Source organism: Blastomonas sp. 34TW, from assembly GCF_059803595.1.
In genome coordinates, this window is the sequence record NZ_JAPFGW010000005.1 from 212893 (window position 1) to 238510 (window position 25618).

At 64.3% G+C, this 25618-nt stretch carries 24 protein-coding genes and 1 tRNA gene; 14 read left to right on the top strand and 11 right to left on the bottom strand.

The features are described 5' to 3' along the window. Positions 1 to 222: 222 nt before the first annotated feature. Positions 223 to 1140, bottom strand: a complete 918-nt coding sequence (gene cysK / locus OPU69_RS08975; protein ID WP_060977465.1) for a cysteine synthase A — start codon at positions 1138 to 1140, stop codon at positions 223 to 225. Positions 1141 to 1195: 55 nt separating this feature from the next. Continuing rightward, entirely contained in the window at positions 1196 to 2452 is a 1257-nt protein-coding gene (locus OPU69_RS08980; protein ID WP_060977464.1) for an MFS transporter, read from the bottom strand. A gap of 157 nt (positions 2453 to 2609) precedes the next feature. On the opposite strand from OPU69_RS08980, the gene OPU69_RS08985 reads away from it, so the two are divergent. Then, positions 2610 to 4349: a DUF885 domain-containing protein gene (locus OPU69_RS08985; protein WP_498510463.1), complete on the top strand. Its 1740-nt coding sequence runs from the start codon at positions 2610 to 2612 to the stop codon at positions 4347 to 4349. Between the two features lie 105 nt (positions 4350 to 4454). Here the strand turns inward: OPU69_RS08985 and OPU69_RS08990 are convergent, their stop codons facing one another. Continuing rightward, the gene (locus OPU69_RS08990) at positions 4455 to 4796 is read right to left on the bottom strand and encodes a BufA1 family periplasmic bufferin-type metallophore (protein ID WP_060977462.1); all 342 of its coding nucleotides are present in this window, start codon (positions 4794 to 4796) and stop codon (positions 4455 to 4457) included. Between the two features lie 123 nt (positions 4797 to 4919). Here OPU69_RS08990 and tgt point away from each other — a divergent pair, with 123 nt between their 5' ends. After that, a complete protein-coding gene (gene tgt, locus OPU69_RS08995; protein WP_498510465.1) occupies positions 4920 to 6062 on the top strand; it encodes a tRNA guanosine(34) transglycosylase Tgt in 1143 nt (380 codons plus the stop codon). A gap of 47 nt (positions 6063 to 6109) precedes the next feature. Here the strand turns inward: tgt and OPU69_RS09000 are convergent, their stop codons facing one another. Next, a complete protein-coding gene (locus OPU69_RS09000) occupies positions 6110 to 7705 on the bottom strand; it encodes a sensor histidine kinase (RefSeq protein WP_060977460.1) in 1596 nt (531 codons plus the stop codon). Beyond that, entirely contained in the window at positions 7705 to 7950 is a 246-nt protein-coding gene (locus OPU69_RS09005; protein ID WP_498510467.1) for a NepR family anti-sigma factor, read from the bottom strand. The genes OPU69_RS09000 and OPU69_RS09005 overlap by 1 nt, the downstream gene beginning before the upstream one ends. 250 nt (positions 7951 to 8200) lie before the next feature. Between OPU69_RS09005 and OPU69_RS09010 the strand changes: the two genes are divergently transcribed. Then, positions 8201 to 9013 carry a response regulator gene (locus OPU69_RS09010; protein ID WP_060977458.1) on the top strand — a complete coding sequence of 271 codons (813 nt, stop codon included), beginning with the start codon at positions 8201 to 8203 and terminating at the stop codon, positions 9011 to 9013. A gap of 220 nt (positions 9014 to 9233) precedes the next feature. Further along, the gene (locus OPU69_RS09015) at positions 9234 to 11189 is read left to right on the top strand and encodes an alpha/beta hydrolase family protein (RefSeq protein WP_498510469.1); all 1956 of its coding nucleotides are present in this window, start codon (positions 9234 to 9236) and stop codon (positions 11187 to 11189) included. Between the two features lie 63 nt (positions 11190 to 11252). Here OPU69_RS09015 and rpsD read toward each other — a convergent pair whose 3' ends face one another. Next, positions 11253 to 11867 (bottom strand): 30S ribosomal protein S4, encoded by a 615-nt coding sequence (gene rpsD / locus OPU69_RS09020; protein ID WP_023836510.1) that lies wholly within the window; start codon positions 11865 to 11867, stop codon positions 11253 to 11255. Positions 11868 to 12091: 224 nt separating this feature from the next. Here rpsD and OPU69_RS09025 point away from each other — a divergent pair, with 224 nt between their 5' ends. After that, positions 12092 to 12403 carry a chorismate mutase gene (locus OPU69_RS09025; protein ID WP_060977469.1) on the top strand — a complete coding sequence of 104 codons (312 nt, stop codon included), beginning with the start codon at positions 12092 to 12094 and terminating at the stop codon, positions 12401 to 12403. Positions 12404 to 12414: 11 nt separating this feature from the next. Here OPU69_RS09025 and OPU69_RS09030 read toward each other — a convergent pair whose 3' ends face one another. Beyond that, the gene (locus OPU69_RS09030; RefSeq protein WP_066043528.1) at positions 12415 to 14238 is read right to left on the bottom strand and encodes an ABC-F family ATP-binding cassette domain-containing protein; all 1824 of its coding nucleotides are present in this window, start codon (positions 14236 to 14238) and stop codon (positions 12415 to 12417) included. A 121-nt stretch (positions 14239 to 14359) separates the two neighbouring features. Here OPU69_RS09030 and OPU69_RS09035 point away from each other — a divergent pair, with 121 nt between their 5' ends. The 5 genes from OPU69_RS09035 to OPU69_RS09055 all read left to right on the top strand — a co-directional run bounded on the left by OPU69_RS09035 (position 14360) and on the right by OPU69_RS09055 (position 18845). Then, positions 14360 to 15211 (top strand): D-amino-acid transaminase, encoded by an 852-nt coding sequence (locus tag OPU69_RS09035; RefSeq protein WP_498510472.1) that lies wholly within the window; start codon positions 14360 to 14362, stop codon positions 15209 to 15211. Positions 15212 to 15388: 177 nt separating this feature from the next. Then, entirely contained in the window at positions 15389 to 16123 is a 735-nt protein-coding gene (locus OPU69_RS09040; RefSeq protein WP_060977607.1) for an SIMPL domain-containing protein, read from the top strand. A 210-nt stretch (positions 16124 to 16333) separates the two neighbouring features. Beyond that, positions 16334 to 16654: a PepSY domain-containing protein gene (locus OPU69_RS09045; protein ID WP_060977606.1), complete on the top strand. Its 321-nt coding sequence runs from the start codon at positions 16334 to 16336 to the stop codon at positions 16652 to 16654. Between the two features lie 117 nt (positions 16655 to 16771). Next, complete coding sequence (locus tag OPU69_RS09050; protein ID WP_060977605.1) at positions 16772 to 17449, top strand: response regulator transcription factor; 678 nt, start codon at positions 16772 to 16774, stop codon at positions 17447 to 17449. 76 nt (positions 17450 to 17525) lie between these two features. Next, positions 17526 to 18845 carry a sensor histidine kinase gene (locus OPU69_RS09055; RefSeq protein ID WP_060977610.1) on the top strand — a complete coding sequence of 440 codons (1320 nt, stop codon included), beginning with the start codon at positions 17526 to 17528 and terminating at the stop codon, positions 18843 to 18845. On the opposite strand, the gene truA is transcribed toward OPU69_RS09055, so the two are convergent. Together truA and fmt are read right to left on the bottom strand one after the other, a co-directional pair. Beyond that, complete coding sequence (gene truA / locus OPU69_RS09060; RefSeq protein ID WP_498510475.1) at positions 18842 to 19582, bottom strand: tRNA pseudouridine(38-40) synthase TruA; 741 nt, start codon at positions 19580 to 19582, stop codon at positions 18842 to 18844. The two genes, OPU69_RS09055 and truA, sit on opposite strands and share 4 nt — an antisense overlap. Further along, a complete protein-coding gene (fmt, locus tag OPU69_RS09065) occupies positions 19579 to 20487 on the bottom strand; it encodes a methionyl-tRNA formyltransferase (protein ID WP_498510477.1) in 909 nt (302 codons plus the stop codon). Before fmt ends, truA begins: the two co-directional genes overlap by 4 nt. A 50-nt stretch (positions 20488 to 20537) precedes the next feature. On the opposite strand from fmt, the gene recR reads away from it, so the two are divergent. Continuing rightward, positions 20538 to 21134: a recombination mediator RecR gene (gene recR, locus OPU69_RS09070; protein WP_498510479.1), complete on the top strand. Its 597-nt coding sequence runs from the start codon at positions 20538 to 20540 to the stop codon at positions 21132 to 21134. A 129-nt stretch (positions 21135 to 21263) separates the two neighbouring features. Here recR and OPU69_RS09075 read toward each other — a convergent pair whose 3' ends face one another. Continuing rightward, positions 21264 to 22172, bottom strand: a complete 909-nt coding sequence (locus OPU69_RS09075; protein ID WP_060977602.1) for a metal-dependent hydrolase — start codon at positions 22170 to 22172, stop codon at positions 21264 to 21266. 60 nt (positions 22173 to 22232) lie between these two features. On the opposite strand from OPU69_RS09075, the gene OPU69_RS09080 reads away from it, so the two are divergent. After that, positions 22233 to 22829, top strand: a complete 597-nt coding sequence (locus OPU69_RS09080; RefSeq protein WP_060977601.1) for a TetR/AcrR family transcriptional regulator — start codon at positions 22233 to 22235, stop codon at positions 22827 to 22829. 19 nt (positions 22830 to 22848) lie between these two features. Here OPU69_RS09080 and OPU69_RS09085 read toward each other — a convergent pair whose 3' ends face one another. Continuing rightward, the gene (locus tag OPU69_RS09085) at positions 22849 to 23793 is read right to left on the bottom strand and encodes a complex I NDUFA9 subunit family protein (protein WP_498510482.1); all 945 of its coding nucleotides are present in this window, start codon (positions 23791 to 23793) and stop codon (positions 22849 to 22851) included. A gap of 233 nt (positions 23794 to 24026) precedes the next feature. Here OPU69_RS09085 and OPU69_RS09090 point away from each other — a divergent pair. Both OPU69_RS09090 and OPU69_RS09095 read left to right on the top strand, forming a co-directional pair. Continuing rightward, positions 24027 to 24113, top strand: a tRNA-Leu gene (locus OPU69_RS09090). A gap of 218 nt (positions 24114 to 24331) precedes the next feature. Next, positions 24332 to 25555, top strand: a complete 1224-nt coding sequence (locus OPU69_RS09095) for a tyrosine-type recombinase/integrase (protein ID WP_498510525.1) — start codon at positions 24332 to 24334, stop codon at positions 25553 to 25555. Positions 25556 to 25618: the final 63 nt, after the last annotated feature.

The window sequence follows — 25618 nt, forward strand, 5'->3', positions numbered from 1 at the left end:
CCACTTTGGATACATTAACCTTCACTTCGGATATATCTCAACTCGAGCCGGAATGGAATGATTCCCGGTCAGGACGCGCTAGTTGCGTCCGTTCCGGTGCAGTCGGAAGGTTTGCAGGACGGATTGTGCCAGTATTGGATGAAAAGGTCATGCAGCTGCCCGGCGGATCGGATCGATTCGCCGGGAATGGCGCAGGCGCTCATGTGGCGGGTTGCGCGAGCCTTATTCGGGCAGGAAATCGGGTACCGACAGATAGCGCTCGCCGGTATCATAATTGAAGCCCAGTACGCGCGATCCTGCGGGCAGATCGGAGAGCTTCTGCGCGATCGCGGCCAGCGTTGCGCCGGACGAGATACCGACCAGCATGCCCTCTTCGCTGGCGGAGCGGCGCGCCATCTGCTTGGCATCGGCGGGATCGACCTGGATCACGCCATCGAGCAGCCGCGTGTGCAGGTTGCCGGGGATGAAGCCCGCGCCGATGCCCTGGATCGGGTGCGGTCCGGGCTGACCGCCCGAAATCACGGGGGAAAGCGTCGGTTCGACCGCATAGACCTTGAGCGCGGGCCAGTGCTTTTTCAACTCCTCGGCGCATCCGGTGATGTGACCGCCCGTGCCGACACCCGTGATCATCACGTCGATCGGCGAATCGGCAAAATCGTTGAGAATCTCCTGCGCGGTGGTCCGCACATGCACCGAGATGTTCGCGGCATTCTCGAACTGCTGCGGCATCCATGCGCCGGGGGTCTGCTCGATCAGCTCCTGCGCGCGCTCGATCGCGCCCTTCATGCCCTTTTCGCGCGGCGTCAGGTCGAAGGTCGCGCCATAAGCCAGCATCAGCCGCCGCCGTTCGATCGACATGCTTTCGGGCATCACGAGAACGAGCTTATAGCCCTTGACCGCCGCGACCATCGCCAGGCCCACGCCGGTATTGCCCGATGTCGGCTCGATGATCGTGCCGCCGGGCTTGAGCGAGCCATCGGCCTCCGCCGCCTCGATCATCGCTAGCGCGATTCGGTCCTTGATCGATCCGCCCGGGTTCGAGCGTTCGGACTTGATCCATACCTGCGCGTCGCCGAACAGCCGGTTGATGCGGACATGCGGGGTCTTGCCGATGGTTTCGAGAATATTGGCAGCGATCATGTCGAAGTGTCTCCTGCTTCAGCGCGCCTGTATGTCTGGCGCTGTCAAATGGGGATCAGGCTTCTTCCTCGGCAGGATCGAAGCTGCGCGCGGCCCCGATCTGCGGGAACAGCCGGGACCAGAGCGCCGTGATCAATATAGCGCCGCCGCCGCCCGCCACAACCGCTGCCACCGGGCCGATCAGCCAGGCGAGCATGCCCGAAAAGGCATCGCCGAGTTCGTTCGAGGCGGAGACCGTCAGCAGCGAGACCGCCGAAACCCGCCCGCGCTTGTCGTCGGGCGTGTTGAGCTGGATCAGCGACTGGCGGACATAGACGCTGAACATGTCCGCTGCGCCTGCGACGAACAGGCAGGCCATCGAGACGACGAGAATACGGCTGAAGCCGAAGATCACCGTCACAAGACCGAACAGCAGCACGCTGACCAGCATCTTGTTGCCGACATTGGTCCGGATCGGGCGGAACGAGAAGACGAACGCCACGAGGGCTGCGCCGGCAGCCGGGGAGGAGGCGAGCAGCGACAGGCCCTGTTCGCCGACCTTCAATATGTCGCGCGCGAACACCGGCAGCAAAGCGGTGGAGCCGGCCAGGAACACCGCGAAGAGATCGAGCGTGATCACGCCCAGCACCAGCTTGTTCTGGCCGACATAGGCCATGCCGTCGATGATCTGCGCGATCGGTCCCTTGCCCCTGTCCATGATCGTGCGCGGCACGGGGCCGACGGTCAGCATGGCGAGGCCCGCCAGCGCATAGAGACAGGCGCTGACGATATAGGGCAGGTCGGGCCGGATGGCATAAAGCGGTCCGGCCATGGCAGGGCCGATCAGCATGCCCGATTGCCAGGCGATCGAGGACAGCGCGATCGCGGTCGGCAGCGAGGCCTTGGGTACCAGATTGGGCGCGAGCGCGCTCAGCGACGGGCCCAGGAACGCGCGCGCGGTCCCCAGCATCGCAGCGATGATGTACAGGATCGGCAGGCTGATCAGGCCTTGCGCCGTCGTCCAGGCCAGCGTCGCCGCGATACCGGCCTGGCAGAACAGTACAATCCGGGCCACGAGGCGGCGGTCCATCCGGTCCGCTATCCAGCCGACCAGCGGAGTGAGCACGAACAGCGGCGCGAACTGCAACAGCCCGATCATCCCGAGCCGCGCCGAACTGGCGGCGATGTCCATCGTCTCGCGCGCGATATTATAGGCCTGCCAGCCGACGATCAGCATCATGCAGTAGAGCGCCAGCATCGACGCCAGGCGCGTCAGCCAATAGGCGCGGTAATTGGCAATGGTGAACGGATGCGGAGCGGCTACGGATTCCATGGCCGCGTCGGTAGGCCAGGCGGTGCCGTGCGGCAAGCAAGATGAACTTGGCCGAACCATGCCCAGGCTGTTGTGCGCCTGCAAAAAAATGCCTCTTTCCAACCGCGTGCAAGGGTGCCAGCAAGGGCGGAAACCGGAAATCCAAGAGGTCGCCCATATGCATCTTGCCAAACGCATTCTAGCCGCCGTCTCGCTGGCGACACTCGCTGTCTCCTGCAGCGGCGGTGCTCCCTCGGAGCCGGCGGAAAAGGGCACCGGCATCGATACCGGCAGCGAATGGGGCAAGTTCCTCGACGGCTTTCTGACCGGCTATTTCCCGCGCAATCCCGATTTCGCGGTCTATCAGGGGCGGCACGAGTTCGACGGCAGGCTGCCCGACTGGTCGGAAGAGGGGCTGGCGGACCAGATCGCGTTTCTCGACAAGACGCTCGCCGATGCGCAGGCGATGGACCCCGCCAAGTTGGACGAGGACCAGAGGTTCGAGCGCGATTATCTGATCGCTGTGGTCAAGGGGGAGCTGTTCTGGCTCAAGGCCGCCGACTGGCCGCACCGCAACCCGGCCTTCTATACCGGCACGCTCGATCCGTCGGTCTATGTGACGCGGCCCTATGCCGATGTGACCACGCGCGCCAGGGCGTTCATCGCCTATGCGCGTGCCGTGCCCAAGGCGGCGGAGCAGATCAGGGCCAATCTCAAATCGCCGCTCGATCCCTATGCGATCGATTATGGCGTCAATGCCTTCGGCGGCTATGCCAGCTTCTTCACCGGCGATGCTCGCGCCGCGTTTGCCGAGGTGGGCGACGAAGCGGTCAAGAAGGATCTCGAGACGGCCACGGCCGAGGCGAGCAAAGCGATGCAGGGGCTGGCCGACTGGCTCAAGGCCGAGAAGGCCACGGCAAGGGTCGGCTATGCCATCGGACCCCAGCTGTTCTCGCAGATGCTGGTGGATACCGAGATGGTCGATCTGCCGTTGGCCGAATTGGAGGCAATCGGCGAGGCGGATCTGAAACGCAACCAGCAGGCGCTCGCCACCGCCTGCGCGCAATTCGCGCCGGGCGCGACCATGCCCGATTGCATGGCCAAGCTTGCCAAGGACAAGCCCGAAGATGGCCCGGTCGCCGAGGCGCGGCGGCAGCTGCCCGAGCTGCGCGCCTTTCTGGTCGACAAGGATCTGGTCTCGATCCCCGGAACCGAAGAGGCCAAGGTCGAGGAATCGCCGCCCTATAACCGGCAGAATTCGGCCTATATCGATATTCCGGGGCCGTACGAGAAAGGCCTGCCGTCGGTCTATTACATCTCGCCGCCCGACCCGTCATGGGCACCGGAAGTTCAGGCCGAATATATTCCGCCCAGGAAAGACCTGCTGTTCACCAGCGTGCACGAGGTCTGGCCCGGCCATTTCCTCAACTTCCTCCACGCCAACCGCGCCAAGTCGTTCTTCGGCCGGCTGTTCGTCGGCTATGCCTATGCCGAAGGCTGGGCGCATTATACCGAGGAGATGATGTGGGAGGCCGGGCTCGGCAAGGGCGATCCGGAAGTGCATATCGGCCAGCTTGCCAACGCGCTGCTGCGCAACTGCCGCTATCTGTCGGCCATCGGCCTGCATACCGGCGGCATGAGCGTCGACCAGTCGATCGCGCTGTTCCGCGACCAATGCTATGTCGACGAGGGCAATGCCCGGCAGCAGGCGCTGCGCGGCACATGTGATCCGGGCTATCTCAACTATACGCTCGGCAAGCTGATGATCCGCAAGCTGCGCGCCGACTGGACCGCAGGCAAGGGCGGGCGCGAGGCGTGGAAGGCGTTCCACGATGCCTTCCTATCCTATGGCGGACCGCCGGTGCCGATGGTGCGCGCGGCGATGATGGAGGAGAAAACCCCGAAGGCGGTGTTCTGATCGCCTAGAGTGATTTCGAGTGAAATGGAACATTTCACGGCTCGGAAATCACGGCAAAACAGAAAGCTAGACCCAGCTTTTGATTCCATCAAAAGCGAACAGGGTCTAGCCCTTGGGCGGAACCGGCGGATCGTTGTCGGCCACTTCGGTCAGCGATCCGCCCAGTTTCTCGCACTCGCCCGCCTCGGTGAACTTCCAGGCATTGCCCTGATAGTCGACATTCGACGTGCCCGCACAGCTGGTGCCGGGCCCGGCGGCGCAGTCATTCTGCTTGGCGAGCGCGATACCATAGCATTTTTCCTGCGCGGCCAATTCGGTCGCCGCCTTTTCGATCGCCTTGCTGCTGGTCTGCTCGGCCTCGGCCGGCTTGTCCTGCGAACAGGCCGCGAGCGAGGCCGCAGCGATCAGCGCCGAGGCAAGAGCGGTGAGGCTTGGGCTGTGCGACATTCTGCGGCTTTCCTGTGGCGTTGGATCCGGCCCTATCGCTGACACAGGCCCGCCGAGTCGTCAAACCCCTCGCGCCTTTCAAACCTTTGCTCCGCGCGGCCAAAGCCGCTAGAGCGCGCCGCCATGACCGAGACCCCGCCCAGATTCGCCTTTTCGATCACCGCGCGCGATGGCAAGGCCCGGCTGGGCGAGCTCGCCATGAAGCGCGGCACCATCCGCACGCCCGCGTTCATGCCGGTGGGTACCGCTGCCACGGTCAAGGGTATGAAGCCTGCCGAGGTGCGCGAGCTCGGTGCGGACATCATCCTGGGCAATACCTATCACCTGATGCTGCGCCCCGGTGCGGAGCGGGTGGCGCGGCTCGGCGGGCTGCACAAGTTCATGGACTGGCCGCGCCCGATCCTGACCGACAGCGGCGGCTATCAGGTGATGAGCCTTTCGGCGCTGACCAAGGTGACCGAGGAGGGCGTCGCGTTCCGCAGCCATCTGGATGGGTCGAAGCATATGCTGAGCCCCGAACGCTCGATGGAGATCCAGCGGCTGCTGGGGTCGGATATCGTCATGGCGTTCGACGAACTGGTGCCCGCCACCGCGACGCGCGATGTTCAGGCCGCCGCGATGGAGCAATCGATGCGCTGGGCGCGCCGCTCGCGCGAGGGCTTCGACAGCGGCGGCGATCATGCCGAGCGTGCTGCCCTGTTCGGCATCCAGCAGGGCTCGCTCGATGAGCAACTGCGCCAGCAATCCGCCGATGCGCTGCGCGACATAGGCTTTGATGGTTATGCGATCGGCGGCCTCGCGGTGGGCGAGGGGCAGGAGGCGATGTTCGCCGTGCTCGATTATGCGCCCGGCCAGCTGCCCGAGGATCGCCCGCGCTATCTGATGGGCGTGGGCAAGCCTGACGATCTGGTCGGCGCGGTCGAGCGCGGTGTCGACATGTTCGACTGCGTGCTGCCGACACGATCGGGGCGCAACGGCCAGGCGTTCACCTGGGACGGGCCGATCAACATCCGCAATGCGCGGCATGCCGAGGACCAGGGACCATTGGACGAGGCTTGCGGTTGCACCGCCTGCACCCGGTTCAGCCGCGCCTATCTGCATCACCTTGTCAAATCGGGCGAGATGCTCGGCGCGATGCTGATGACCGAGCACAATCTGCGCTTCTATCAGGACCTGATGGCGGGCATGCGCGCGGCGATCGGCGATGGCCGGATGGCGCAGTTCGGCGACGACTTCCGCTCGCGCTATTATGCAAAGGGTGGCTAGATCGTCATTCGCGCCTGCGTGAGCGTGACGGGCCAGTCAATATCGCGTCAGACCTTCGCCGGAACGAAGACCGGCACGGCAATCGCGATGCACTCGAACGCAGTGTCGCGCTCCAGCGGCGCGCGCAGCTGGCGGGCAAGTCCGGTCATCACCCGGTCGATGCCATCGCCCAGCATTTCCTCCAACGCCGGATTGGGGCCAAGCGCCGGGGACGCGACGCGCAGCACGATCTTGGCCGGATCGTCGCTCTTGCGAACGGCGGAGATGCGGATCGGCGCGTCGGGCCGGGTCAGGTGGATCAGCTCGAGGATCTCGGTCAGCAGAAAGGCGATCGGCACGCCGACATCCTGGCTGACATGGACATTGTCGATATCGATCATGATATCGGGCCCGTCGCCGCCGTGCACATTGTCGGCATGTTCGAAGCTGCCCGCCAGCTCGCCCACCAGCGCGCGCAGATTGATGCCCTCGTTGCGCTCGTTGCCGGCAAAATGGTTGCGATGGACGACCGCCAGCGCGTCGACGCGCCGCTGGATCTTGCCATAAGCGAGCTTGGCCGGATCGGAATCGGCCGTGCGAGCGTGCAGGTTGATCAGGCTGGCGATGATCTGCAGGTTGTTCTTGACCCGGTGATGCACTTCGCGCGTCAGCAGCACCTGCTGCTTCAGACCCTCGTCCAGCGCCTCGCGGTCCACCGACACCTTGTGCGCCAGCGCGACAAAGCCCTGGTCCAGCTCCTCGATCTCGCTGGCGTTGAACGCGGTCCTGTCCATCGGTGCCATCTGCTCGCCGATCTCGTACTGGCGCACCTTGCGCTGCAGCAGCGTCAGCGGACGGATGAGCATGATGTTGACCACCAGCCAGCCGATGATCGCGGCTGCCAGCAGGGTGATGAATGGAATGATCTGGGCCAGGAATTCGGGCGGCGACTGTTTCGGCCGGACATATCGCAGGTCCAGATTGATGCCCGCCACCATGCGCCGCGCGGTCATCAGCGCATTCAGGCTGCGCTGCCAGTTGGGGGGAATTTCCGTCAGCGGCAGCACATCGTCGCGCGAGCGCAGCTCGAATTGCGAGAGCGGAACATCATCCACTGGATCAGCCAGCGCAAACAGGCTGTCGGACGAGTAATAGGCGGCGGCGCGCGCAACCGAGACCCGGCCCCGGGTGACAAAGATCGCGCCCTTGGCGGGGATAGCCAGGGTGACGCGCGGCGGAGCGGGATCTGCGCCCACCTCGCGCAATATGCGCGGCACTGCCCCGATCTGGCACGCGGGAGGTCCCGCATTATTGGCATAGAGCAGGGCGGCAAAGCGCGTCTGCTTGGCCCCCAGCTGCTCGCGCAGGTTGAGGCAGATCTTGGCCGGATCTTCGCCGAGCGCGATTTGTGAAGCAGCGGCGCTGAGGATGGCAAGATCGTTGTCGATCGCCGAGTTGAGCCGCAGGGCCGCATCGTCGACATTCTTCTGGAGCAGGCGGCTGCGCTCCTCGTTCGCCGTATCGGCCAGACTGCGGTTGGCAACAACTGCGCCGAGCGCGAGCGGCAGCAGGGCGATGGCAAGAATGAGGAAAAGGCGGGTGCCGATCGACAGGCGCGTGATCGGCGCCAGAAACGGGAACTTCGCCCGGTCTGCCTTGCGCATTATTTCAACTGCTTGAGCAAATCCAGAAAGTCGTCCGGGATCTCCTCCTCAAGCGTGCGCTGATAGACCGACTTCAGCGCATCCCCGATAAGGTGGGTCTTGCCGTCGTCACCACCGGGTTGATCGGCCGCAGCCGGATCACCCGGCGCCGGATTTTCGCTTACCAGATGCGGCTTGGTACCGGCGCGGCCCTTCGCAGGCTTGTTGCCGCCGGACTGATCGTCATTGTCACGATGCACGAGCATCCCATCCCGCCTGTTGAAATTCCGTCCCGAAATGGGCTTAGCAAGCCGTCCCAACCCTGCCAAGCCCGCAAAATCGTGCGGGATTGTGCATAAACGTCTCGCTTAAGGAAACAAACTGCGGCGCGGATTGTTCCTTAGCCGAGGTTCGGTTTGTCTGCTTTCACATCCGGCATCCCTTTGCGCCCCCGGTTTTGACACGGGGGGCGGAAGGCCATAGACACGGCGCCAGCCGATAAAGGAGTTTCATTGCATGTCCCTGGGCCAGACGCTCGCTCCCCATCTACCCCTGTTGCGGCGCTACAGCCGGGCGCTCGCCGGCGATCAGCATCATGGCGATGCCTATGTGAAGGCAACGCTTCAGGCCATCATCGCCGCGCCCGACCAGTTCCCGAGCGATGTCGATGCCCGTCTGGGTCTGTACCGCGTGTTCCAGGTGATCTGGGGTTCGACGCATGACGACCGCGAGGAAGCCGACAGCTTCGATGCCTATCCCGATGCCGATGACGATTCGCGCCGTCTGCTCGCCGAGCAGCGTCTGCGGCGCATTCCGCCGCTGTCGCGCCAGGCGCTGCTGCTGACCGCGATGGAGGGTTTCTCGAACGCCGATACCGCCTATCTGATGGGCCTGGACGATCGTACCGTCTCCAGTCTGGTCAGCGAGGCGCTGAGCGAGATCGACAGCCAGATCAAGGCCAAGGTTCTGATCATCGAGGACGAGCCGATCATCGCGATGGATATCGAGACGATCGTGCGCGACCTCGGCCATGACGTGACCGGCATCGCCGTAACCCGTGACGAGGCGGTCGAGCAGGCCCGCCGCGACAAGCCGGGCCTGGTCCTTGCCGACATCCAGCTTGCCGATGACAGTTCGGGTATCGATGCGGTTGCCGACATCCTGCGCGAGATCGACGTGCCCGTGATCTTCATCACCGCCTTCCCCGAACGCCTGCTCACCGGCGAGCGTCCGGAGCCGGCCTTCCTGATCACCAAGCCTTTCCACCGCAACACGGTGCGCGCGGCGATCAGCCAGGCCCTGTTCTTCTTCGATCCCGAAACGGTGTAATCGCGAATTTGAATCCATTTTGGATGTATTTTGATGCGATGTTAAAGGCGGGCCTGTGGTCCGCCTTTTTCTTTGCGATCAACAGATCACACTTGCCTCCTGCTTGTATTCACGGCAATTTTTGTCTCGATCGAGTTTGGGGAGTGGATCTGCGATGCGTTTTTCTATCCGGGTGGCTGGCATCCTTGCCAGTCTGATGACGGCATCGACGTCAGCTATCTTGTCAGCGCAAACTGGGGATGCCGCCCCATCGATCGACATGGCGGAACAATTCGGCGCCCGCGAAATGGTGACCAACGCCAGCCTTTCGCCCGACGGCACCAAACTGGTCTATCTTTCGCCGACCCGTGGACAGGGTGTCGCTGTCATGGTGGCCGACCTGGTGCCAACCCCGCAGACGCCGCGGGGGGTCTTCCGGGTCGATGGTGAGCCGGAGCGTATCGAATCCTGCCATTGGTCGGGCAACGATCGGCTCGTCTGCATGCTCATCGCATCGGTAATGCTGGAGGGCAGGCCGCTTTATGCCTCGCGCCTGATCGCGGTCGATGCGGCCGGAGGTGAGGTCAAGGTCATCAATGTCCGCAAGGGCGGTACGGGCATGCGCCTCGGCGTGGCGCTGAGCGGCGGCAATGTCATCGACTGGAACCCATCCGAAGATGGCAACATTCTGATGGTGCGCGAATATATTCCGCAGGAGGCGGTCAGTTCGTCCGGCTCCGGCACGCTGATCGCGCAGAAGAAATCCGGCACCGGAGTCGATCTGGTCGATACGCGCACCCTGCGTAGCAAGATTGTCGAGCAGCCCGATCTCGAAGCCATGGAGTTCATCTCCGACGGTTATGGAAGAGTGCGGATCAAGGGCACGATGTCCTCGCGCGAGAATGCCGAGCTGGGCCTGCGCCGCTATTATTATCGCAAGCCCGACAGCAAGGACTGGCTGCCATTGAGCACCGTGGACAAGAGCCGACAGGGCTTCGACCCCTATGCCGTCGACCCCAAGCTGAATGTCGTCTACGGCCTGAACCGCGTGGACGGGCGGCTGGCAGCCTTTCGGCGCTCGCTCGATGGCAGCAATGCCGAAACACTGGTGTTCGCGCACCCTGAGGTCGACGTCAGCGGTTTTGCTCGGATCGGTCGGCGCGGGCGCGTGATCGGCGTGCGTTACACGACCGACGCCGGCGAAATTCACTATATCGATGCCGATGTGCAGAAGATGGTCGATCAACTCGCCAAGGCGATCCCGCATCTGCCGATCGTCGAGGTGGTCGAATCGAGCGAGGATGAGCGCAAGATGCTGATCTGGGCGGGCAGCGATACCAATGCTGGTCGCTTCTTCCTGTTCGACCGGGATGCCAAGACGCTGGCCAATCTCCTCGCGATGCGGCCGGGCCTGGAACAGGTAGCGCTCGGCAAGATGCAGTCGATAACCTATCCGGCCCGCGACGGAACCCAGATACCGGCCTATCTGACGCTTCCACCAGGCAAGACCAGTGCGTCAGGGCTGCCTGTGGTGGTGATGCCGCATGGCGGGCCGGAGGCGCGCGACAGTTGGGGATTCGACTGGCTGCCCCAGTTCTTTGCGCAGCGCGGCTATGCGGTGCTGCAGCCCAACTTCCGGGGATCGGCTGGCTATGGCCAGAGCTGGCTCAAGCGCAATGCATTCCAGGACTGGCAACTTGCGATCGGTGATGTCAACGATGGCGCCCACTGGCTGGCCAGGCAGGGCGCGGACGCAAAACGCATGGCCATTTTTGGCTGGTCCTATGGCGGCTACGCGGCGCTGCAATCCAATGTGCTGGAGCCGGACCTGTTCAAGGCGGTCGTCGCGGTCGCGCCGGTGACCGACCTCGCCCTGCTGCGCAGCGACAGCTATGGCTGGGGCGACTATGCCTATGTCCGCGATTTTCTTGGCGAGGGAAAGCATATCAAGGAAGGCTCACCCGCGCAGAATGCCGCCGCGTTCAAGGCGCCGGTGCTGATGTTCCATGGCGATATCGACCGCAATGTCGACGTGGGGCATGCCAAGCTCATGGACGCCAAGCTGAAGGATGCCGGGCGCAGTTCAGAGCTGCACATCTACAAGAACCGCGACCATTATCTGGAAGATGGCGAGATCCGCGCCGAACTTTTGCGCACCAGCGCCGCGTTCATGGAAAAGGCGTTTGCGGGCCAATGATGCAACAAAAAAGGCGGGCTTTGCGGCCCGCCTTTTTCGTATCTGTTTCGGTGATGAAACCGATCAGCGCGAATAGAATTCGACGACCAGATTGGGTTCCATCTTCACCGGATAGGGCACTTCGTCCAGCGTCGGAATGCGCGTGAAGGTGACCTTGTCGGTGCCGTCGGGAGCGACATAATCGGGGATGTCGCGCTCGGCCAGGCCCTGGGCTTCGATGACCAGCGCCATTTCCTGCGCCTTCTTGCCCAGCGACACGACGTCACCCGGCTTCACCTTGCGCGAGGCGATGTTGCACTTCACGCCGTTGACGCGGATGTGGCCGTGGCTGACGATCTGGCGCGCAGCGAAGATGGTCGGCGCGAACTTGGCGCGATAGACGACCATGTCGAGGCGCTGTTCCAGCAGACCGATCAGGTTCTGGCTGGTGTCGCCCTTCATGCGGCTGGCTTCGGTATAGTTCTTCTTGAACTGCTTCTCGGTGATTTCGCCGTAATAGCCCTTGAGCTTCTGCTTGGCGCGGAGCTGCAGGCCGAAGTCGGACATCTTGCCCTTGCGGCGCTGGCCGTGCTGGCCGGGGCCGTATTCGCGCTTGTTGACGGGCGACTTGGGGCGACCCCAGATGTTCTCGCCCATGCGGCGATCGAGCTTGTACTTTGCACTGTTGCGTTTGGACACGCGTCATTCTCCAATTTGCTGTCTGAGTGTCAGACGAACCACAGCCTGAATGCTGCGGCTTCCAGTCCCGGAATCGCGCCATGGTGCCGATAATGCGCCATGCGGCCGCTGCTTCACCGGGGTGCAGGGCCAATTGCGAAGCGCGGCCTATGGCGAAGGTGGCTGCGAGAGTCAAGTCGCGCCGCGCGCTCGACAGGCGCTGCGGGCGCGGCTATCCGGAGGCCATGTCAGACACTGTCAAAGCACCGGAAGACTGCGCGACCATGGCCGAGGTGCGCGCAGGCGTCGATGCGCTCGATCGCGAGCTCATCGAACTGTTCGCGCGGCGTTTCGGCTATATGCGCGCCGCCGCCCGGATCAAGCCCGACCGCTCGATGGTCCGCGACGAGGCGCGCAAGGCGCAGGTGATCGCCCAGGCCAAGGCTGCAGCGTTCGAGCTCGGCGTTCCCGTCGGCCTGATCGGCGATTTCTGGGACCGGCTGGTCGAAGCCTCGATCGCCTATGAAGGCGAGCACTGGGAATTGCTGCGGCGCTGAACGCCAGGCGGTCAGCCCATCGCCTCGACCATTTCCGCGAGTTCCAGCCAGCGCATTTCCGCCGCGTCCTTCTCGTCGCGCGCCTTCTCGATCGCCTTGGTCAGCGCGGCGAATTTCGCCGGATCGCGGGTGTAGAGATCGGGGTCCGACAAAGCCGCCTCGTCGCGCGCGATCGCCGCTTCGATCGCCTCGATCCGCTCGGGCAGCGTGTCGTAATCGCGCTGGTCCTTGTAGCTGAGCTTGGCGCGCTGGGGCCTGGGCGGCGGCGGAGGCGCCGCAGCGGCAGCCGCAGTGGCTGCGGCTTTCGACGCGCCCGACTTGACCCAGTTCGCCATGCGCTGCTTGCGCTGCTTCTCCCAGTCGGCATAGCCGCCCGCGACGACATCGACCGTGCCCGATCCGTCGAGCCCCAGCGTCACCGTCACCGTGCGATCGAGAAAGTCGCGGTCATGGCTGACGATCAGCACGGTGCCGTCATAATCCGAAATTACCTCCTGCAGCAGGTCGAGCGTTTCCAGATCGAGATCGTTGGTCGGCTCGTCGAGCACCAGCAGGTTCGAGGCGCGGGCAAATTCGCGCGCCAGCAGCAGGCGCGAGCGCTCGCCGCCCGAAAGCGTTCCGATGCGTGCCTCGACCAGGCCGGGATCGAACAGGAATTCCTTGAGATAGCCCTGGATGTGCTTTCGCACCCCGCGCACATCGATCCAGTCGCCGCCCTCGGCCAGCACGTCGCGCACGCGCTTTTCGGGCTGCATCAGCTTGCGTTGCTGGTCGATGATGACGCCGTCGAGCGTCTTGGCGAGGGTGATCGTGCCGCTATCGGGCTCGAGCTCGCCGGTGAGCAGGCGGATCAGCGTCGTCTTGCCCGCGCCGTTGGAGCCCACAATGCCGATCCGGTCGCCGCGCTGCACGCGCAGCGAGAAGTCCTTGATGATCGTGCGCTTCGCTTCGCCCTCGCCGAAGCTCTTGAACACGCGGTCGGCGACGATCACCGACTTGGTCTTGCTGTTGTCGCTCACCGCCTCCAGCTTGGCTGTGCCTTGCGGACCGAGCATAGAGGCGCGTTGCGCGCGCATCTCCCACAGCTTGGCGAGGCGCCCCTGGTTGCGCTTGCGCCGTGCGGTGACGCCGCGCTCCAGCCAGTGCGCCTCGATCTTCAGCTTGGCATCGAGCTTGTCGGCGGCGCGCGCCTCTTCGGCATAGACCTGCTCCATCCAGGCCTCATAGCCGCCAAAGCCGATTTCCTGACGGCGCAGATTGCCGCGATCGAGCCACAGCGTCTGCCGGGTCAGCCGCTCGAGGAACGTGCGGTCATGGCTGATGACGACGAACGCGCCATTGAAGCGACCGAGCCAGCTTTCGAGCCAGTCGATCGCGGCGAGGTCGAGATGGTTGGTGGGCTCGTCGAGCAGCAGCACATCGGGTTCGCTGGCCAGCGCGCGGCAGATCGCGGCGCGGCGGCGTTCGCCCCCGCTGGCGGTGGCCGCATCGCGCGAAAGGTCGATGCCGATCTGGTCGGCGATCGCGGCGACCTCGTGCGCGGGCGGGGCGTCATCGCCCGCCAGTGCCCAGTCGCTCAGCGTCGCAAAGCCCTTGAAATCCGGGTCCTGCGCCAGCATCACCACGCGGACGCCCGGCTGCACGGTGCGACGTCCGCGGTCGGCCTCGATCTCGCCCGCGATCAGCCGCAGCATCGTCGTCTTGCCCGCCCCGTTGCGCCCGATCAGCGCCAGCCGGTCGCGCGGGCCGATATGGAGGTTGATATCGCGGAACAACCAGCCGGTGCCCTGGACCAGGCCAAGGTCTTCGTACGAAAGGACGGGGGGAGTGGACATGCCCGCCACTTAGGCGGGGGCGGGGCAGGGCGCAATCCCCGCCCTCAGCAGCATATCCGGCTTGACCGCAGGCGCAGCGCGGGCGCAAGACGCAGGGAAAATCGCCGAGAAAGAGTCGCGCATGCGTACGGTTTACATCAACGGCCAGTTCGTCGCGGAAGATGCGGCACATGTCTCGATCTTCGATCGCGGGCTGCTGTTCGCCGATGCGGTGTACGAGGTCTTCTCGGTGCTCGACGGGCGGGTCATCGATTATGCCGCACATATGATGCGGCTCGAGCGCTCGCTCGCCGAGATGACGATCGACTATGATTGCAGCGCGGCAGACTGGCCCGGCATCATCGCGACCCTGATCGAGCGCAACGCGCTGACCGAGGGGACGATCTACCTGCAGGTCAGCCGCGGCGCGGCGGATCGCGATTTCCTGTTTCCGAAGGCGGACACGCCGGCGACCGTGTTCGCCTTCACGCAGAGCCGGTCGCTGGTCGCCAATCCGATGGCCGAGCGGGGCATGCGCATCATCACCCGGCCCGATCGGCGCTGGGGGCGGCGCGACATCAAGACGGTGCAGTTGCTCTATGCCAGCATGATGAAGATGGAGGCCAAGGCGGCGGGCGTCGACGATGTCTGGCTGGTCGAGGGGGATGTCGTCACCGAAGGGACCTCGCAGAACGCCTGCATCATCACCCCGAACGGGCATCTGGTGACGCGTGATCTGGGGCATCACATCCTGCCGGGCGTGACACGGCTCAGCCTCATCGACATCGCACGGGAAAGCGGCATCACGGTGGAAGAACGGCCGTTCACGATCGCCGAGGCGCAGGGCGCAGCCGAGGCCTTCGTCACCTCGGCCTCGCTGTTCGTGACGCCGGTGGTCGAGATCGACGGGCTCAGCGTCGGCGATGGGCGTCCGGGCATCGAGACGATGGCGCTGCGCAAGGCCTATATCGACCACGCCCGCGCGCAAGGTTGAGTGTTTACATTCCTGTCGGGGGGCTGATCCGATCGTTCAGCCTGCGGCAAAGCGTTTTGTTTCATAGCCAGGCCGTTCTCCGGCGCAAGCCGGAGTCCAGGGGCAACCCTAGACTGCAACCGCCTCTGGGTTCCGGCGTTCGCCGGAACACGTTGAACACATCTGGAGAATTACCCCATGACCACCCCGCTCGTCCGCGCGCTTCCCCTAGCGATCCTTGCCGCCGCCGCGACGCCCGCTGTCGCCGCTGTCGAGATCACCCCCAGCGCCGGTGCGCCGGTCGTCGAGCTCAGCGTCACCGAAACCGTGCTCGGCGCGCCCGATACCGCGACCTTCAGCACCGGTGTGACCAGCAAGGCGCCGACCGCGTCTGCGGCGCTGCGCCAGAACTCGGCGGACATGGACAAGGTGATCAAGCAGATCGTGGCATTGGGCATCAAGCGCGAGGACATCCAGACCTCGGGCATCAACCTGAACATGGACTATGAATATGGCACCGATGGCCGTGCGCCGCGCTTCATCGGTTACCAGGTGACCAACACGGTGACGGTGAAGGTGCGCCAGGTCGACCGTCTGGGTGCGATCCTCGATTCGGTCGTGTCGCAGGGTGCGAACAATATTTCCGGCCCCTTCTTCAGCATTGACGATGACAGCGCCGCGCAGGCCGAGGCGCGCGACAAGGCGATGAAGCGCGCGCAGATGCAGGCGCTGGATTATGCCAAGCGCGTCGGCTTTACCGGCGTGCAGGTGCTTGCGGTGTCGGAAGCGACGTACAACGCCTCGCCCTTTGGCGGTGCGGATATGAAGATGGCACCGCGCGGCGTGGTGATGGCAGAAGCCGCGGCGCCTGTCGAAGGGGGGCAGGTCGGCACCAGCGTCACGGTCAACGTCACCTATCAGATGACGCGCTGAGCGGTAGCATCTAGCCAATCCAATCTCGTCACCCCCGCGCACGCGGGGGTCCCGCTTCGTCGCTGACTCCGGCGCAGAAGCGGGATTCCCGCTCTCGCGGGAATGACGGGGAGGGGGGCGGGAAGGCGCTCGAACCACTGGCCAAAGGCTGCACAAGGCGTTAGCGGGGTATTCAGCGGTTATTCAATGAAACCGGGCTAGATACGCATCATGAACCTGCTCTCTTCCACTCTTTCTGCACTGGCGCTGGCTTCGGTCGCTCTGGCCTCCAGCGCGCCCCAGGCCGATGCGCTAGACGGCAAGCGCCGGGGCGAGCAGAGCGAGGCGCGCGAGCAGTTCATGGCCGGACAGGTCAAGTCGCTGCGCGAGATCGAAGGACGCATCCTCCCCCGAATGCGCGGCATGCAGTATCTGGGGCCGGAATATGACGCCGATACACAGGTTTACCGGCTGAAGTTCCTCGACAATGGCAGGGTAATCTTTGTCGATGTCGACGCCCGTACCGGGGCGATCCTCCGTCAGGCGGGCTGATCGCAGAGGCAAACGGCTTCGCTTCTTGTAACCCCTGTTCATTTCCCCGATATGGGGAGCTTTCCATAAGGGCAGCGTCCGCCGCCCGGCATTGCACCCGTTTTCCAGGAGTTGCCCATGCGCATTCTGATCGTCGAGGATGAACCGACCCTTGGCAAACAGCTCAAGTCCACGCTCGAGGCGACCGGCTATGCCGTCGATCTGTCCACCGATGGCGAGGACGGGCATTTCATGGGCTCAACCGAGGATTATGACGCGGTGATCCTGGACCTCGGCCTGCCCGAGATCGACGGCCTGACCGTGCTGGGCATGTGGCGCAAGGAAGGGCGGACCTTCCCGGTGCTGGTGTTGACCGCGCGCGACAGCTGGTCGGACAAGGTCGCAGGGCTCGATGCCGGCGCGGACGACTATCTCGCCAAACCCTTCCAGACCGAAGAGCTGATCGCCCGGCTGCGCGCGCTGATCCGCCGCGCCTCGGGCAATGCCTCGAGCGAGCTGATCGCGGGCGATGTCCGGCTCGACACGCGCTCGGGCAAGGTGTCATTGAATGGCGAGCCGGTGAAGCTCACCGCGCAGGAATACAAGCTGCTGTCGTATCTGCTCCACCACAAGGGCAAGGTCATCAGCCGTACCGAGCTGATCGAGCATATCTACGATCAGGATTTCGATCGCGATTCCAACACGATCGAGGTGTTTGTTACGCGCATCCGCAAGAAGCTGGGCCCTGATGTGATCACCACGATCCGCGGCCTGGGTTACAGCCTTGAAGACCCTGCCGAGCGTGTCAGCAGCTGAAGCCCTGCAGCCGGGCGCGGCAGACCAGGTCACCGCGCCCGCGCCGCTGCCCAATACGGGTTCGCTCAGCCGCCGCATGATCGGCATTGCGGCGGCATGGATTTTCGTGCTGCTGCTGAGCGGTGGCCTCGCGCTCGACCGCATCCTCACCAACACCATCACCACCAGCTTCGACGACCAGCTCGAATATGTGCTGACCGCGATGATCTCCTCGGCGGAGATCGGCCCCGATGGCGAGGTGTTCTTCAACCGCCCGCTCGGCGACCAACGCTTTCTGGAGCCTAATAGCGGGCTCTACTGGCAGATCAGCGGCCAGGGCCATGCCGATTTCACCTCGCGATCGCTGTGGGACCGCGCGCTGAAGATTGAGACCGCGCACAGCGATGCGCAGCCGCATATCTACGACAGCGACCAGTTCCCCGATCACGAACTGCGCATCATCGAGCAGTCGATCTATTTGCCCGGCTCCAAGGTGCGCTGGCGCTTCATGGTGGCGCAGTCGCGCGCCGAGATGGACCTGCAGTTGCGCCAGTTGCGCGAGACGCTGGGCTATAGTTTCGCGTTGCTCGCCTTAGGTCTGATCATGATGGCAGGGCTTCAGACGCTCTATGGCCTGTGGCCGCTGCGCAAGGTCAAGGAGGCGATTCAGGCGATGCGCACGGGCCGCATGGACCGGGTGCGCGATCCCATGCCGATCGAGGTGATGCCGATGGTCGAGGAGCTGAACGCGTTGCTCGAGCATAACGAGAAACAGGCCGAAGAGGCGCGGCGGCATGCGGGCAATCTGGCGCATGCGCTCAAGACGCCGCTCACCGTGGTGATGAACAGCGCCACCGCACGCGCCGATGACCTTGCCGATACCGTGATCCGCGAGGCGGCGGTCATGCGGCGGCAAGTGGACCATCATCTCGCCCGTGCGCGCGCTGTCGGACGGCGCGGCCAGGCGCTGGCCCGCGCGAACGTGTGGGAAAGCGCGCAGGCGGTGGAACGCGCTGTCGTGCGTCTTTATCCGCATGTCCGCTGCGACCTCGATGGCAGCAAGATCGCCGAGGTCGCGATCGAGCGGCAGGATCTGGAAGAAATGCTCGGCAATCTCGTCGAAAATGCCGGCAAATATGGCGGCGGCAGCGTGTTCGTCACCATCGATCCCAAGGGTGCGGCGGACCCGAAGCTGGTCGATATCTGGATCGAGGACGATGGCACCGGCATCCCGGAAAAGGAGCGCGAGCGCATCTTCGATCGCGGCGCGCGGCTCGATACCGGCAAGCCGGGCACGGGCCTGGGGCTCGCGATCGTCCGCGATGTCGCGGAGATTTACGGTGGCAAGGTCGAGCTCGACGAGAGCGAGGACCTGGGCGGACTGCTGGTGCGCCTGCGCCTGCCGCGTGCAGCTTAAGCGTAGGTCGCGCCTGCGAAATAGAGCCCATCGGGCGGCGCGTTGAAGCCCAGAGCCGCGCGGTCGCGTGCGTCGAGCGCAGCCTTCAGATCCTCGCCCGACCATTTTCCGCGCCCGACCAGCACCAGGCAGCCGACCATCGATCGCACCTGATGATGCAGGAACGAGCGCGCGGCGGCATGGATGTCGATCTCGTCGCCATCGCGGACAACGTCGAGCCGATCGAGCGTCTTGACCGGGCTCGCCGCCTGGCAGTGCACCGAGCGGAAAGTTGTGAAATCGTGATGCCCGACCAGATGCTGCGCGGCGGCATGCATCGCGGGCACGTCGAGCGGCGCGGACACCTGCCACGCCTTGCCGCGCTCCAACGTCAGCGGTGCGCGGCGGTTGGTGATACGGTAGATATAGGAGCGGCCGGTGCAACTGAACCGCGCGTGCCAGTCATCGGGCACGATCTCGCAGGCGAGCACCGCGATCGGCTGGGGGCGCAGCTTGGCGTTCAGCGCCTCCATCAGCCGGAACGGATCGAAGGGCTTGTCGATATCGACATGCGCGCGCATCGCGAGAGCATGGACCCCGGCGTCGGTGCGCCCGGCAGCGTGCATTATCGCCTCTTCGCCGGTGATCGCCTGGACTGCGTCCTCGACATGCTGCTGCACGCTGGGGCCATGCGCCTGGCGTTGCAGCCCCATGAACGGGCCGCCGTCAAACTCCAGCGTCAGGGCAAAGCGCGTCATGCGATGGACGTTCCGGGTGCGATGGCAAAGCCACGGAGAAAGTCTTCGAGCGGCATGGCGGGCCGGCCCGCGCGCTGGATGATAGTGGGCCGGATCGCGCCAACGGCGCAGGCGATGGTGAGATGGTCGTCGATTATGGTCCCGGATGGCGCGCCACTGCCGGCGACGATCTCTGCGGCATGCACCCGGAGCCGCTCGCCGTTCAGCTCGAAAAATGCGCCGGGCATCGGGTTGAACGCGCGCACCTGACGCTCGACCTGCTCTGCGCTCAGCGTGAAATCGAGCCGCGCCTCGGCCTTGTCGATCTTCGCGGCATAGGTCACGCCTTCCTCGGGCTGCACCACCGGCGGATAGCTGGCAAGGTCGCCCAGCACCTGCACCATCAGCCGCGCGCCAAGTTCGGCGATCTCGGTGGTCAACTCACCCGCCGTCTTGCCCGCAACCGGCGTCTCGCCCTTGAGCAGCATCGGCCCGGTATCGACCCCTGCCTCCATCTGCATGATCGTCACGCCGGTCACCGCATCGCCCGCCAGAATCGCGCGCTGCACCGGCGCGGCCCCGCGCCAGCGCGGCAGCAACGATCCGTGCACGTTGAGGCAGCCATGACGCGGCGCATCGAGCACCGCACGCGGCAGGATCAGGCCATAGGCGGCGACGATACAGGCATCGAGGTTCAGCGCGGCAAAACCGGCCTTCTCGTCTTCGCCCTTGAGCGAGGCGGGCGTGCGCACCTCCAGCCCCAGCTCCTCCGCCAGCTGGTGCACGGGCGAGGGGGTCAGCTTCTTGCCGCGATGCGCCGGGCGCGGCGGCTGGCTGTAGACCGCTGCGATCTCGTGCCCGGCCTCCACCAGCGCGCGCAGGGTCGGCACGGCAAAATCGGGGGTTCCCATGAAGGCGAGGCGCATGACGGACTTTTCTTTTGCTTGGGGCGATGCGGCTCCGTAAAGCTCAGGCCATGGCATCGCAAGAGATTGAGGACCTGGCCGCCGCGCTGGCCCGTTTGCCGGGGCTGGGGCCGCGCTCGGCGCGCCGGGCCGTCCTGTACCTGCTCAAGAAGCGCGAGAGCGCGTTCACGCCGCTGGTCGAGGCGATGGAACGGGTGCGCGCGAACCTCTCGACCTGCGAGATCTGCGGCAATGTCGATACGCAGAACCCGTGCGGCATCTGCACCGATCCGCGCCGCGATCCGCGCAGCCTGTGTGTGGTCGAAGAGGTGTCGGACCTCTGGGCGCTCGACCGGTCGCGGCTGTTCGTCGGGCGCTATCACGTGCTGGGGGGACGGTTGTCCGCGCTCGACGGCATCGGGCCGGAGGATCTGGGCGTCGCCTCGCTGATCGCGCGCGTTGCCGAAGGCGGTATCGACGAGGTGGTGCTGGCAATGAACGCGACGCTCGAGGGGCAGACCACGGCGCATTATCTGGCCGAACGGCTCGAGGGCTATCCCGTGCGCCTCACCCAGCTCGCCCAGGGCCTGCCGATGGGCGGCGAGCTGGATTATCTCGACGAAGGGACGCTGGCACAGGCGCTCAGAGCGAGGAAGCCGGTGGTCTAGGGGCGCTTCCCCCCTGTATTCCCGTCCTTCGCGCGAAAGCGGGAATCCCGCTCTACTGCAGACCATTGCCCAAGAAGCGGGACCCCCGCCTGCGCGGGGGGGGGCGCCTTGCAGAGGAGAGCGGTGCCCTTACTCCGCCGGAACCAGCGCGGGCTCTGCTTTCGCCATCACCGCATCCTGATAGTCGCTCTCGGCGAGCTGGATCAGGTGGCGGTCGTCATGCTTCCACGGGTGGAAGCCGGGCAGGAAATAGGTCATCCAGGGCAGGATGATCTTGCGCGCCATGCCGGGGTTGCCAAACGCGTACCAGAAGAGTTGCGCCCAGACCTTGGGGCCGGTCAGGCCATCCTGGCGCAGCAGTTCGAGCATGCCGACCGCGCGATGGTGCAGGAAGTTCTTGGTGACGACCAGCATCACCAGCGACTTGACCTTCCAGCGCTGCCAGCGGCTCCAGTCCTTCGTCGCGTGCATCCAGGTGTCGAACGCGACGCCCTTGTGCTCGATCTCTTCCATCGCGTGCCAGCGCCACAGATCACGCGAATCGGCGTCGGCGGTCTCGAGATGCTTCGGATTGGCGAGCAGCTGCTGCGCCAGGATCGCAGTGAAATGTTCGAGTGCCATGGTCGATGCCAGGTTGGCGATCTTCGGACGGCCCTTGGTCAGCGCCAGCGCCTTGTCGACATCTTCCTCGAGCCGCTTGACGTCGTAACCTGCATCCACCACGCGACGATTGAACGCAACATGCTCGCGCGTGTGATTGATCTCCTGCTTCACAAAGGCCCGGATTTCGCTCGCGAGCCGCTCGGAGGTGCCTTCGCGGAATTCCTTCACGCTTTCGATAAAAAAGGCTTCGCCCTTGGGGAAGGTGACCGACAGCGCGTTGTAGAAGGCGGTGCCGATCGGATCGCCGCCCATCCACCAGCGGCGCATCTTGCTGTCGCGGCCGAAGCGGCGGTCGCGGATGATCAGTTCCAGATCGGCAGGCGTGTGCTTGCGATCAATGGAATCGGCGTTCGAAAAGGATTGCGGAGCGTTCATGGCGGGGTCCATAATGCAGGGGTGTTGTTTACACTGATGACAATAAGGTTACTTACATAGATGTCAATAGCGAAACGACGGCTGAGCCCAGAGCAGAGCCGCACCGCAGCCCTGGCCGCCGCGCGCGAGCTGCTGATCGAAACCGGACCCCAGGCGGTGACGCTGAAGGCGGTGAGCGGCCGGATCGGGCGGACGCATGCCAATCTGCTCCACCATTTCGGATCGGCCTCGGGCCTGCAAAAGGCACTGGCGGAATATCTCGCGCAATCGATCTGCCAGATGATCGGCGCGGCGGTGATCCGCCTGCGCAACGGTGAGGGCACGCCGCGCGATATTGTCGACATGGCGTTCGATGCGTTTGACCGCGAGGGGGCAGGGGCGCTCGCCTGCTGGATGCTGCTGTCGGGCAACGAGGATGCGCTCGATCCGATCGTCGAGGCGATCCATCAGCTGGTCGACGAGCTCGCCGAACATGCGCCCGAGGGCCGCACGCTGCACGAGGATACACTGTCGCTGTGCACGATGGCGCTGGGCGACGCGCTGATGGGTGCGCAACTGGCAGGCGCGCTGGGGCTCGATCGCGACACGGGTCGCGCGATCGCGGAAAAGCAGCTGATCGCGTCGCTGCTCAGCTGGCAGGAGGGGCAGCCGGTGTGAACCGGGCTGCCGCTGCGGATCAGCCCACGCGCTTGGCGCGCGCGCCGAACCGGCCGTGCTTGCGGAAGCGCACCAGATAATCGCCGATCACCGCCGCCATCGGGGTCGGCGTGATGCCGAACGCCTCGAGCCCGTCTGCGCCATCGGCCACGACATTGTCGCTCTGCAGCATCGCCCATTGGTCGCGCGTGATCGGCGCGCCGGGCAGCCAGCCGGTCAGGCCCGCTATCAGGCCCGACAGCGAATCGGGCATGTCGACAAAGCTCGGATCCTCGCCGATTTCCTTGGCGATGCGCTTGTTCAGCTGCTCCATGCTGATCGTCTCAGGCCCGCCGAGCTCGAAGGTGCGCCCACCAAATCGCGCAGGGTCGGAAAGGCTCTGCTTCACCGCCTCGGCCACGTCATCGACATAGACGGGCTGGAAGCGCGCCTTGCCGCCGATGATCGGCACGACCGGCAGCGAAGCGATCAGCCCGGCGAAGCGGTTGACGAACTGGTCCTCGCGGCCGAACACGATCGAGGGGCGCAGGATCGTTGCCTGCGGGAAGGCGGCGCGCACGGCGGCTTCGCCTTCGGCCTTGCTGCGGCCATAGGCGCTTTTCGATCCCGCATCGGCACCAATGGCCGATACATGCACCAGCGCCTGCGCGCCTGCGGCCGCTGCCGCACGCGCGACATTGGCCGCGCCCTCATGGTGGAACGCGTCGAAATCGCCCTTGAGGATGCCGACCAGATTGATCACCGCATCGGCGCCATGCACCGCGCGTGCGACGGTCTCGGGCTTGCGGATATCGGCGGCGATCAGCTGGGTCTGACCCAGATTGCCGAGCGGCTTGACGTCCTGCGCGATGCGGATGTTGCGCTGCGCGATGCGCACGCGCGCGCCCGCTGCGGTCAGATGCTGGGTGATATGCCGCCCCAGAAAGCCGCCGCCGCCGAAAATCGTGATCAGTGTGTCGCGCATGTGTTACGTCCCGTGATTCTCTTCAGCCGGGTGCCGCGCTGCCAATAAGGCGCGCAGGACCGATGGCCGATGCGTCTCCGCTCCCGCCTTTGCAACACCCGAACGCAGCGCGCAACGCCCCAGTTGCGCTTTTGCGGGTTGGTTTGAAGGCGAGGGCAATTTTCTTTGAAGAATGTGGCCAGAGGCGGTTGACGCCTGCAACCACTCCGGCTAAAGGCGCGCTCCTACCCCGTGCCCAGATGGCGGAATTGGTAGACGCACCAGCTTCAGGTGCTGGCGCTCGCAAGGGCGTGGAGGTTCGAGTCCTCTTCTGGGCACCATTTTTCTCCCCCATGACATCCCACCAGGATCGACAAAACGGGAGAAATCTGCCATTTTCGAGCCTCATCGATCCCGGAGCGTGCCAGGCGATTTCAGGCAATCCGGTGCCATGAGGTGCCATGATTGGGGCGATATGGCCCCACCCAAAATGTCGATGGCCCCATGACCCGACATGCCCTCGCTTGTCCCGTTGCTGGGCCTGCTGAGGAGAATCGTCGTGGCGTTGAAAGAGCTCCAGATCCGGCATGCCCGTGCCGCTGACAAAGTTACCCAGATGACCGATGAGCGGGGTCTTTATCTGGAGGTGCACCCGAATGGGTCGAAGCTTTGGCGCTACAAGTACCGGTATATGGGCAAGCAGAAGCGACTGGCTCTAGGGCGCTATCCTGAGGTGGGGCTTGCGGAAGCCCGCAACCGGCGCGATCAAGCACGAAGCAAGCTTGATGCCGGTACTGACCCGCTACTGGAGCGCAAACGTGAGAAGCTGGTGGCTGCGTTCAGCGCGGCAAACAGTTTCGGAGAGCTTGCCCGAGAATATATCGACAAACGCGTGGCCGAAGGCCAATCCGAGGCAACGACGCAGAAGGCCAACTGGCTGCTGGAGCAGCTTAAGCCGATCTGGACCTTTCCCGTTACCGATATCAAGCCAGTCGATCTGCTTGCCGCGCTAAAGCGCGTTGAAGCGCAGGGTAAGCACGAGACGGCAAGACGGTGCCGATCCTTTGCGGGCCGGGTGTTTCGTTACGCAGTAGCAACTGGACGCGGCGAAAGTGACCCGAGCTCAATTCTGCGCGGCGCACTGATCGTTCCCAAGACAAAACATCATGGCGCGATCCTTGATCCCCGCCAACTGGGCGAGTTGCTGCGCGCCATCGATTGCTACACAGGCCACAGGATTACACGGCTGGCAATGCAGCTTTCGCCACATGTCATGACCCGGCCCGGCGAGCTACGGATGGCGGTATGGCCGGAGATCGATCTTGATAATGCCGTCTGGAAAATCCCTGCCGAGCGCATGAAAATGCGTCGTCCTCACGAGGTTCCCCTGTCACGCCAGGTCGTGGCCTATTTTCGTGAGCTTTTCGAGTTGACCGGACCTGACGGATTCGTCTTCCCGGCATTTCACACATGGCGGCGCCCGCTTAGCGAAAACACAATCAACCAGTGCTTTCGGCGGATGGGTTATGCTGTCGGTGAAGTCACGGCCCATGGACTTCGCACTACTGCGTCTACATTGCTCAATGAGAGTGGCAAGTGGTCGCCAGATGCCATCGAGCGATCTCTGGCGCACGCTGATTCCAACAGTATTCGCGGAACATATAATCGCGGGCGATATTGGGACGAGCGGGTCGCAATGCACCAGTGGTGGAGTGATTATCTCGATGAGCTTAAAGCCCAAATGCCAACGCATCAAACTGGGAAGAGCTTAGCGCGCTCCTGACCGCATCTCGCATTGAATTGCTCTCATGACAATCTGTGCAGAAAGGTATGCCACGGTCGATGA

Coding starts and splice junctions, on each gene's coding strand:
- cysK (WP_060977465.1), bottom strand. CDS start 1,140: ATGATCGCTGCCAATATTCTCGAAACCATCGGCAAGACCCCGCATGTC.
- OPU69_RS08980 (WP_060977464.1), bottom strand. CDS start 2,452: ATGGAATCCGTAGCCGCTCCGCATCCGTTCACCATTGCCAATTACCGC.
- OPU69_RS08985 (WP_498510463.1), top strand. CDS start 2,610: ATGCATCTTGCCAAACGCATTCTAGCCGCCGTCTCGCTGGCGACACTC.
- OPU69_RS08990 (WP_060977462.1), bottom strand. CDS start 4,796: ATGTCGCACAGCCCAAGCCTCACCGCTCTTGCCTCGGCGCTGATCGCT.
- tgt (WP_498510465.1), top strand. CDS start 4,920: ATGACCGAGACCCCGCCCAGATTCGCCTTTTCGATCACCGCGCGCGAT.
- OPU69_RS09000 (WP_060977460.1), bottom strand. CDS start 7,705: ATGCGCAAGGCAGACCGGGCGAAGTTCCCGTTTCTGGCGCCGATCACG.
- OPU69_RS09005 (WP_498510467.1), bottom strand. CDS start 7,950: ATGCTCGTGCATCGTGACAATGACGATCAGTCCGGCGGCAACAAGCCT.
- OPU69_RS09010 (WP_060977458.1), top strand. CDS start 8,201: ATGTCCCTGGGCCAGACGCTCGCTCCCCATCTACCCCTGTTGCGGCGC.
- OPU69_RS09025 (WP_060977469.1), top strand. CDS start 12,092: ATGTCAGACACTGTCAAAGCACCGGAAGACTGCGCGACCATGGCCGAG.
- OPU69_RS09030 (WP_066043528.1), bottom strand. CDS start 14,238: ATGTCCACTCCCCCCGTCCTTTCGTACGAAGACCTTGGCCTGGTCCAG.
- OPU69_RS09035 (WP_498510472.1), top strand. CDS start 14,360: ATGCGTACGGTTTACATCAACGGCCAGTTCGTCGCGGAAGATGCGGCA.
- OPU69_RS09040 (WP_060977607.1), top strand. CDS start 15,389: ATGACCACCCCGCTCGTCCGCGCGCTTCCCCTAGCGATCCTTGCCGCC.
- OPU69_RS09045 (WP_060977606.1), top strand. CDS start 16,334: ATGAACCTGCTCTCTTCCACTCTTTCTGCACTGGCGCTGGCTTCGGTC.
- OPU69_RS09050 (WP_060977605.1), top strand. CDS start 16,772: ATGCGCATTCTGATCGTCGAGGATGAACCGACCCTTGGCAAACAGCTC.
- OPU69_RS09055 (WP_060977610.1), top strand. CDS start 17,526: ATGATCGGCATTGCGGCGGCATGGATTTTCGTGCTGCTGCTGAGCGGT.
- truA (WP_498510475.1), bottom strand. CDS start 19,582: ATGACGCGCTTTGCCCTGACGCTGGAGTTTGACGGCGGCCCGTTCATG.
- fmt (WP_498510477.1), bottom strand. CDS start 20,487: ATGCGCCTCGCCTTCATGGGAACCCCCGATTTTGCCGTGCCGACCCTG.
- recR (WP_498510479.1), top strand. CDS start 20,538: ATGGCATCGCAAGAGATTGAGGACCTGGCCGCCGCGCTGGCCCGTTTG.
- OPU69_RS09075 (WP_060977602.1), bottom strand. CDS start 22,172: ATGAACGCTCCGCAATCCTTTTCGAACGCCGATTCCATTGATCGCAAG.
- OPU69_RS09080 (WP_060977601.1), top strand. CDS start 22,233: ATGTCAATAGCGAAACGACGGCTGAGCCCAGAGCAGAGCCGCACCGCA.
- OPU69_RS09085 (WP_498510482.1), bottom strand. CDS start 23,793: ATGCGCGACACACTGATCACGATTTTCGGCGGCGGCGGCTTTCTGGGG.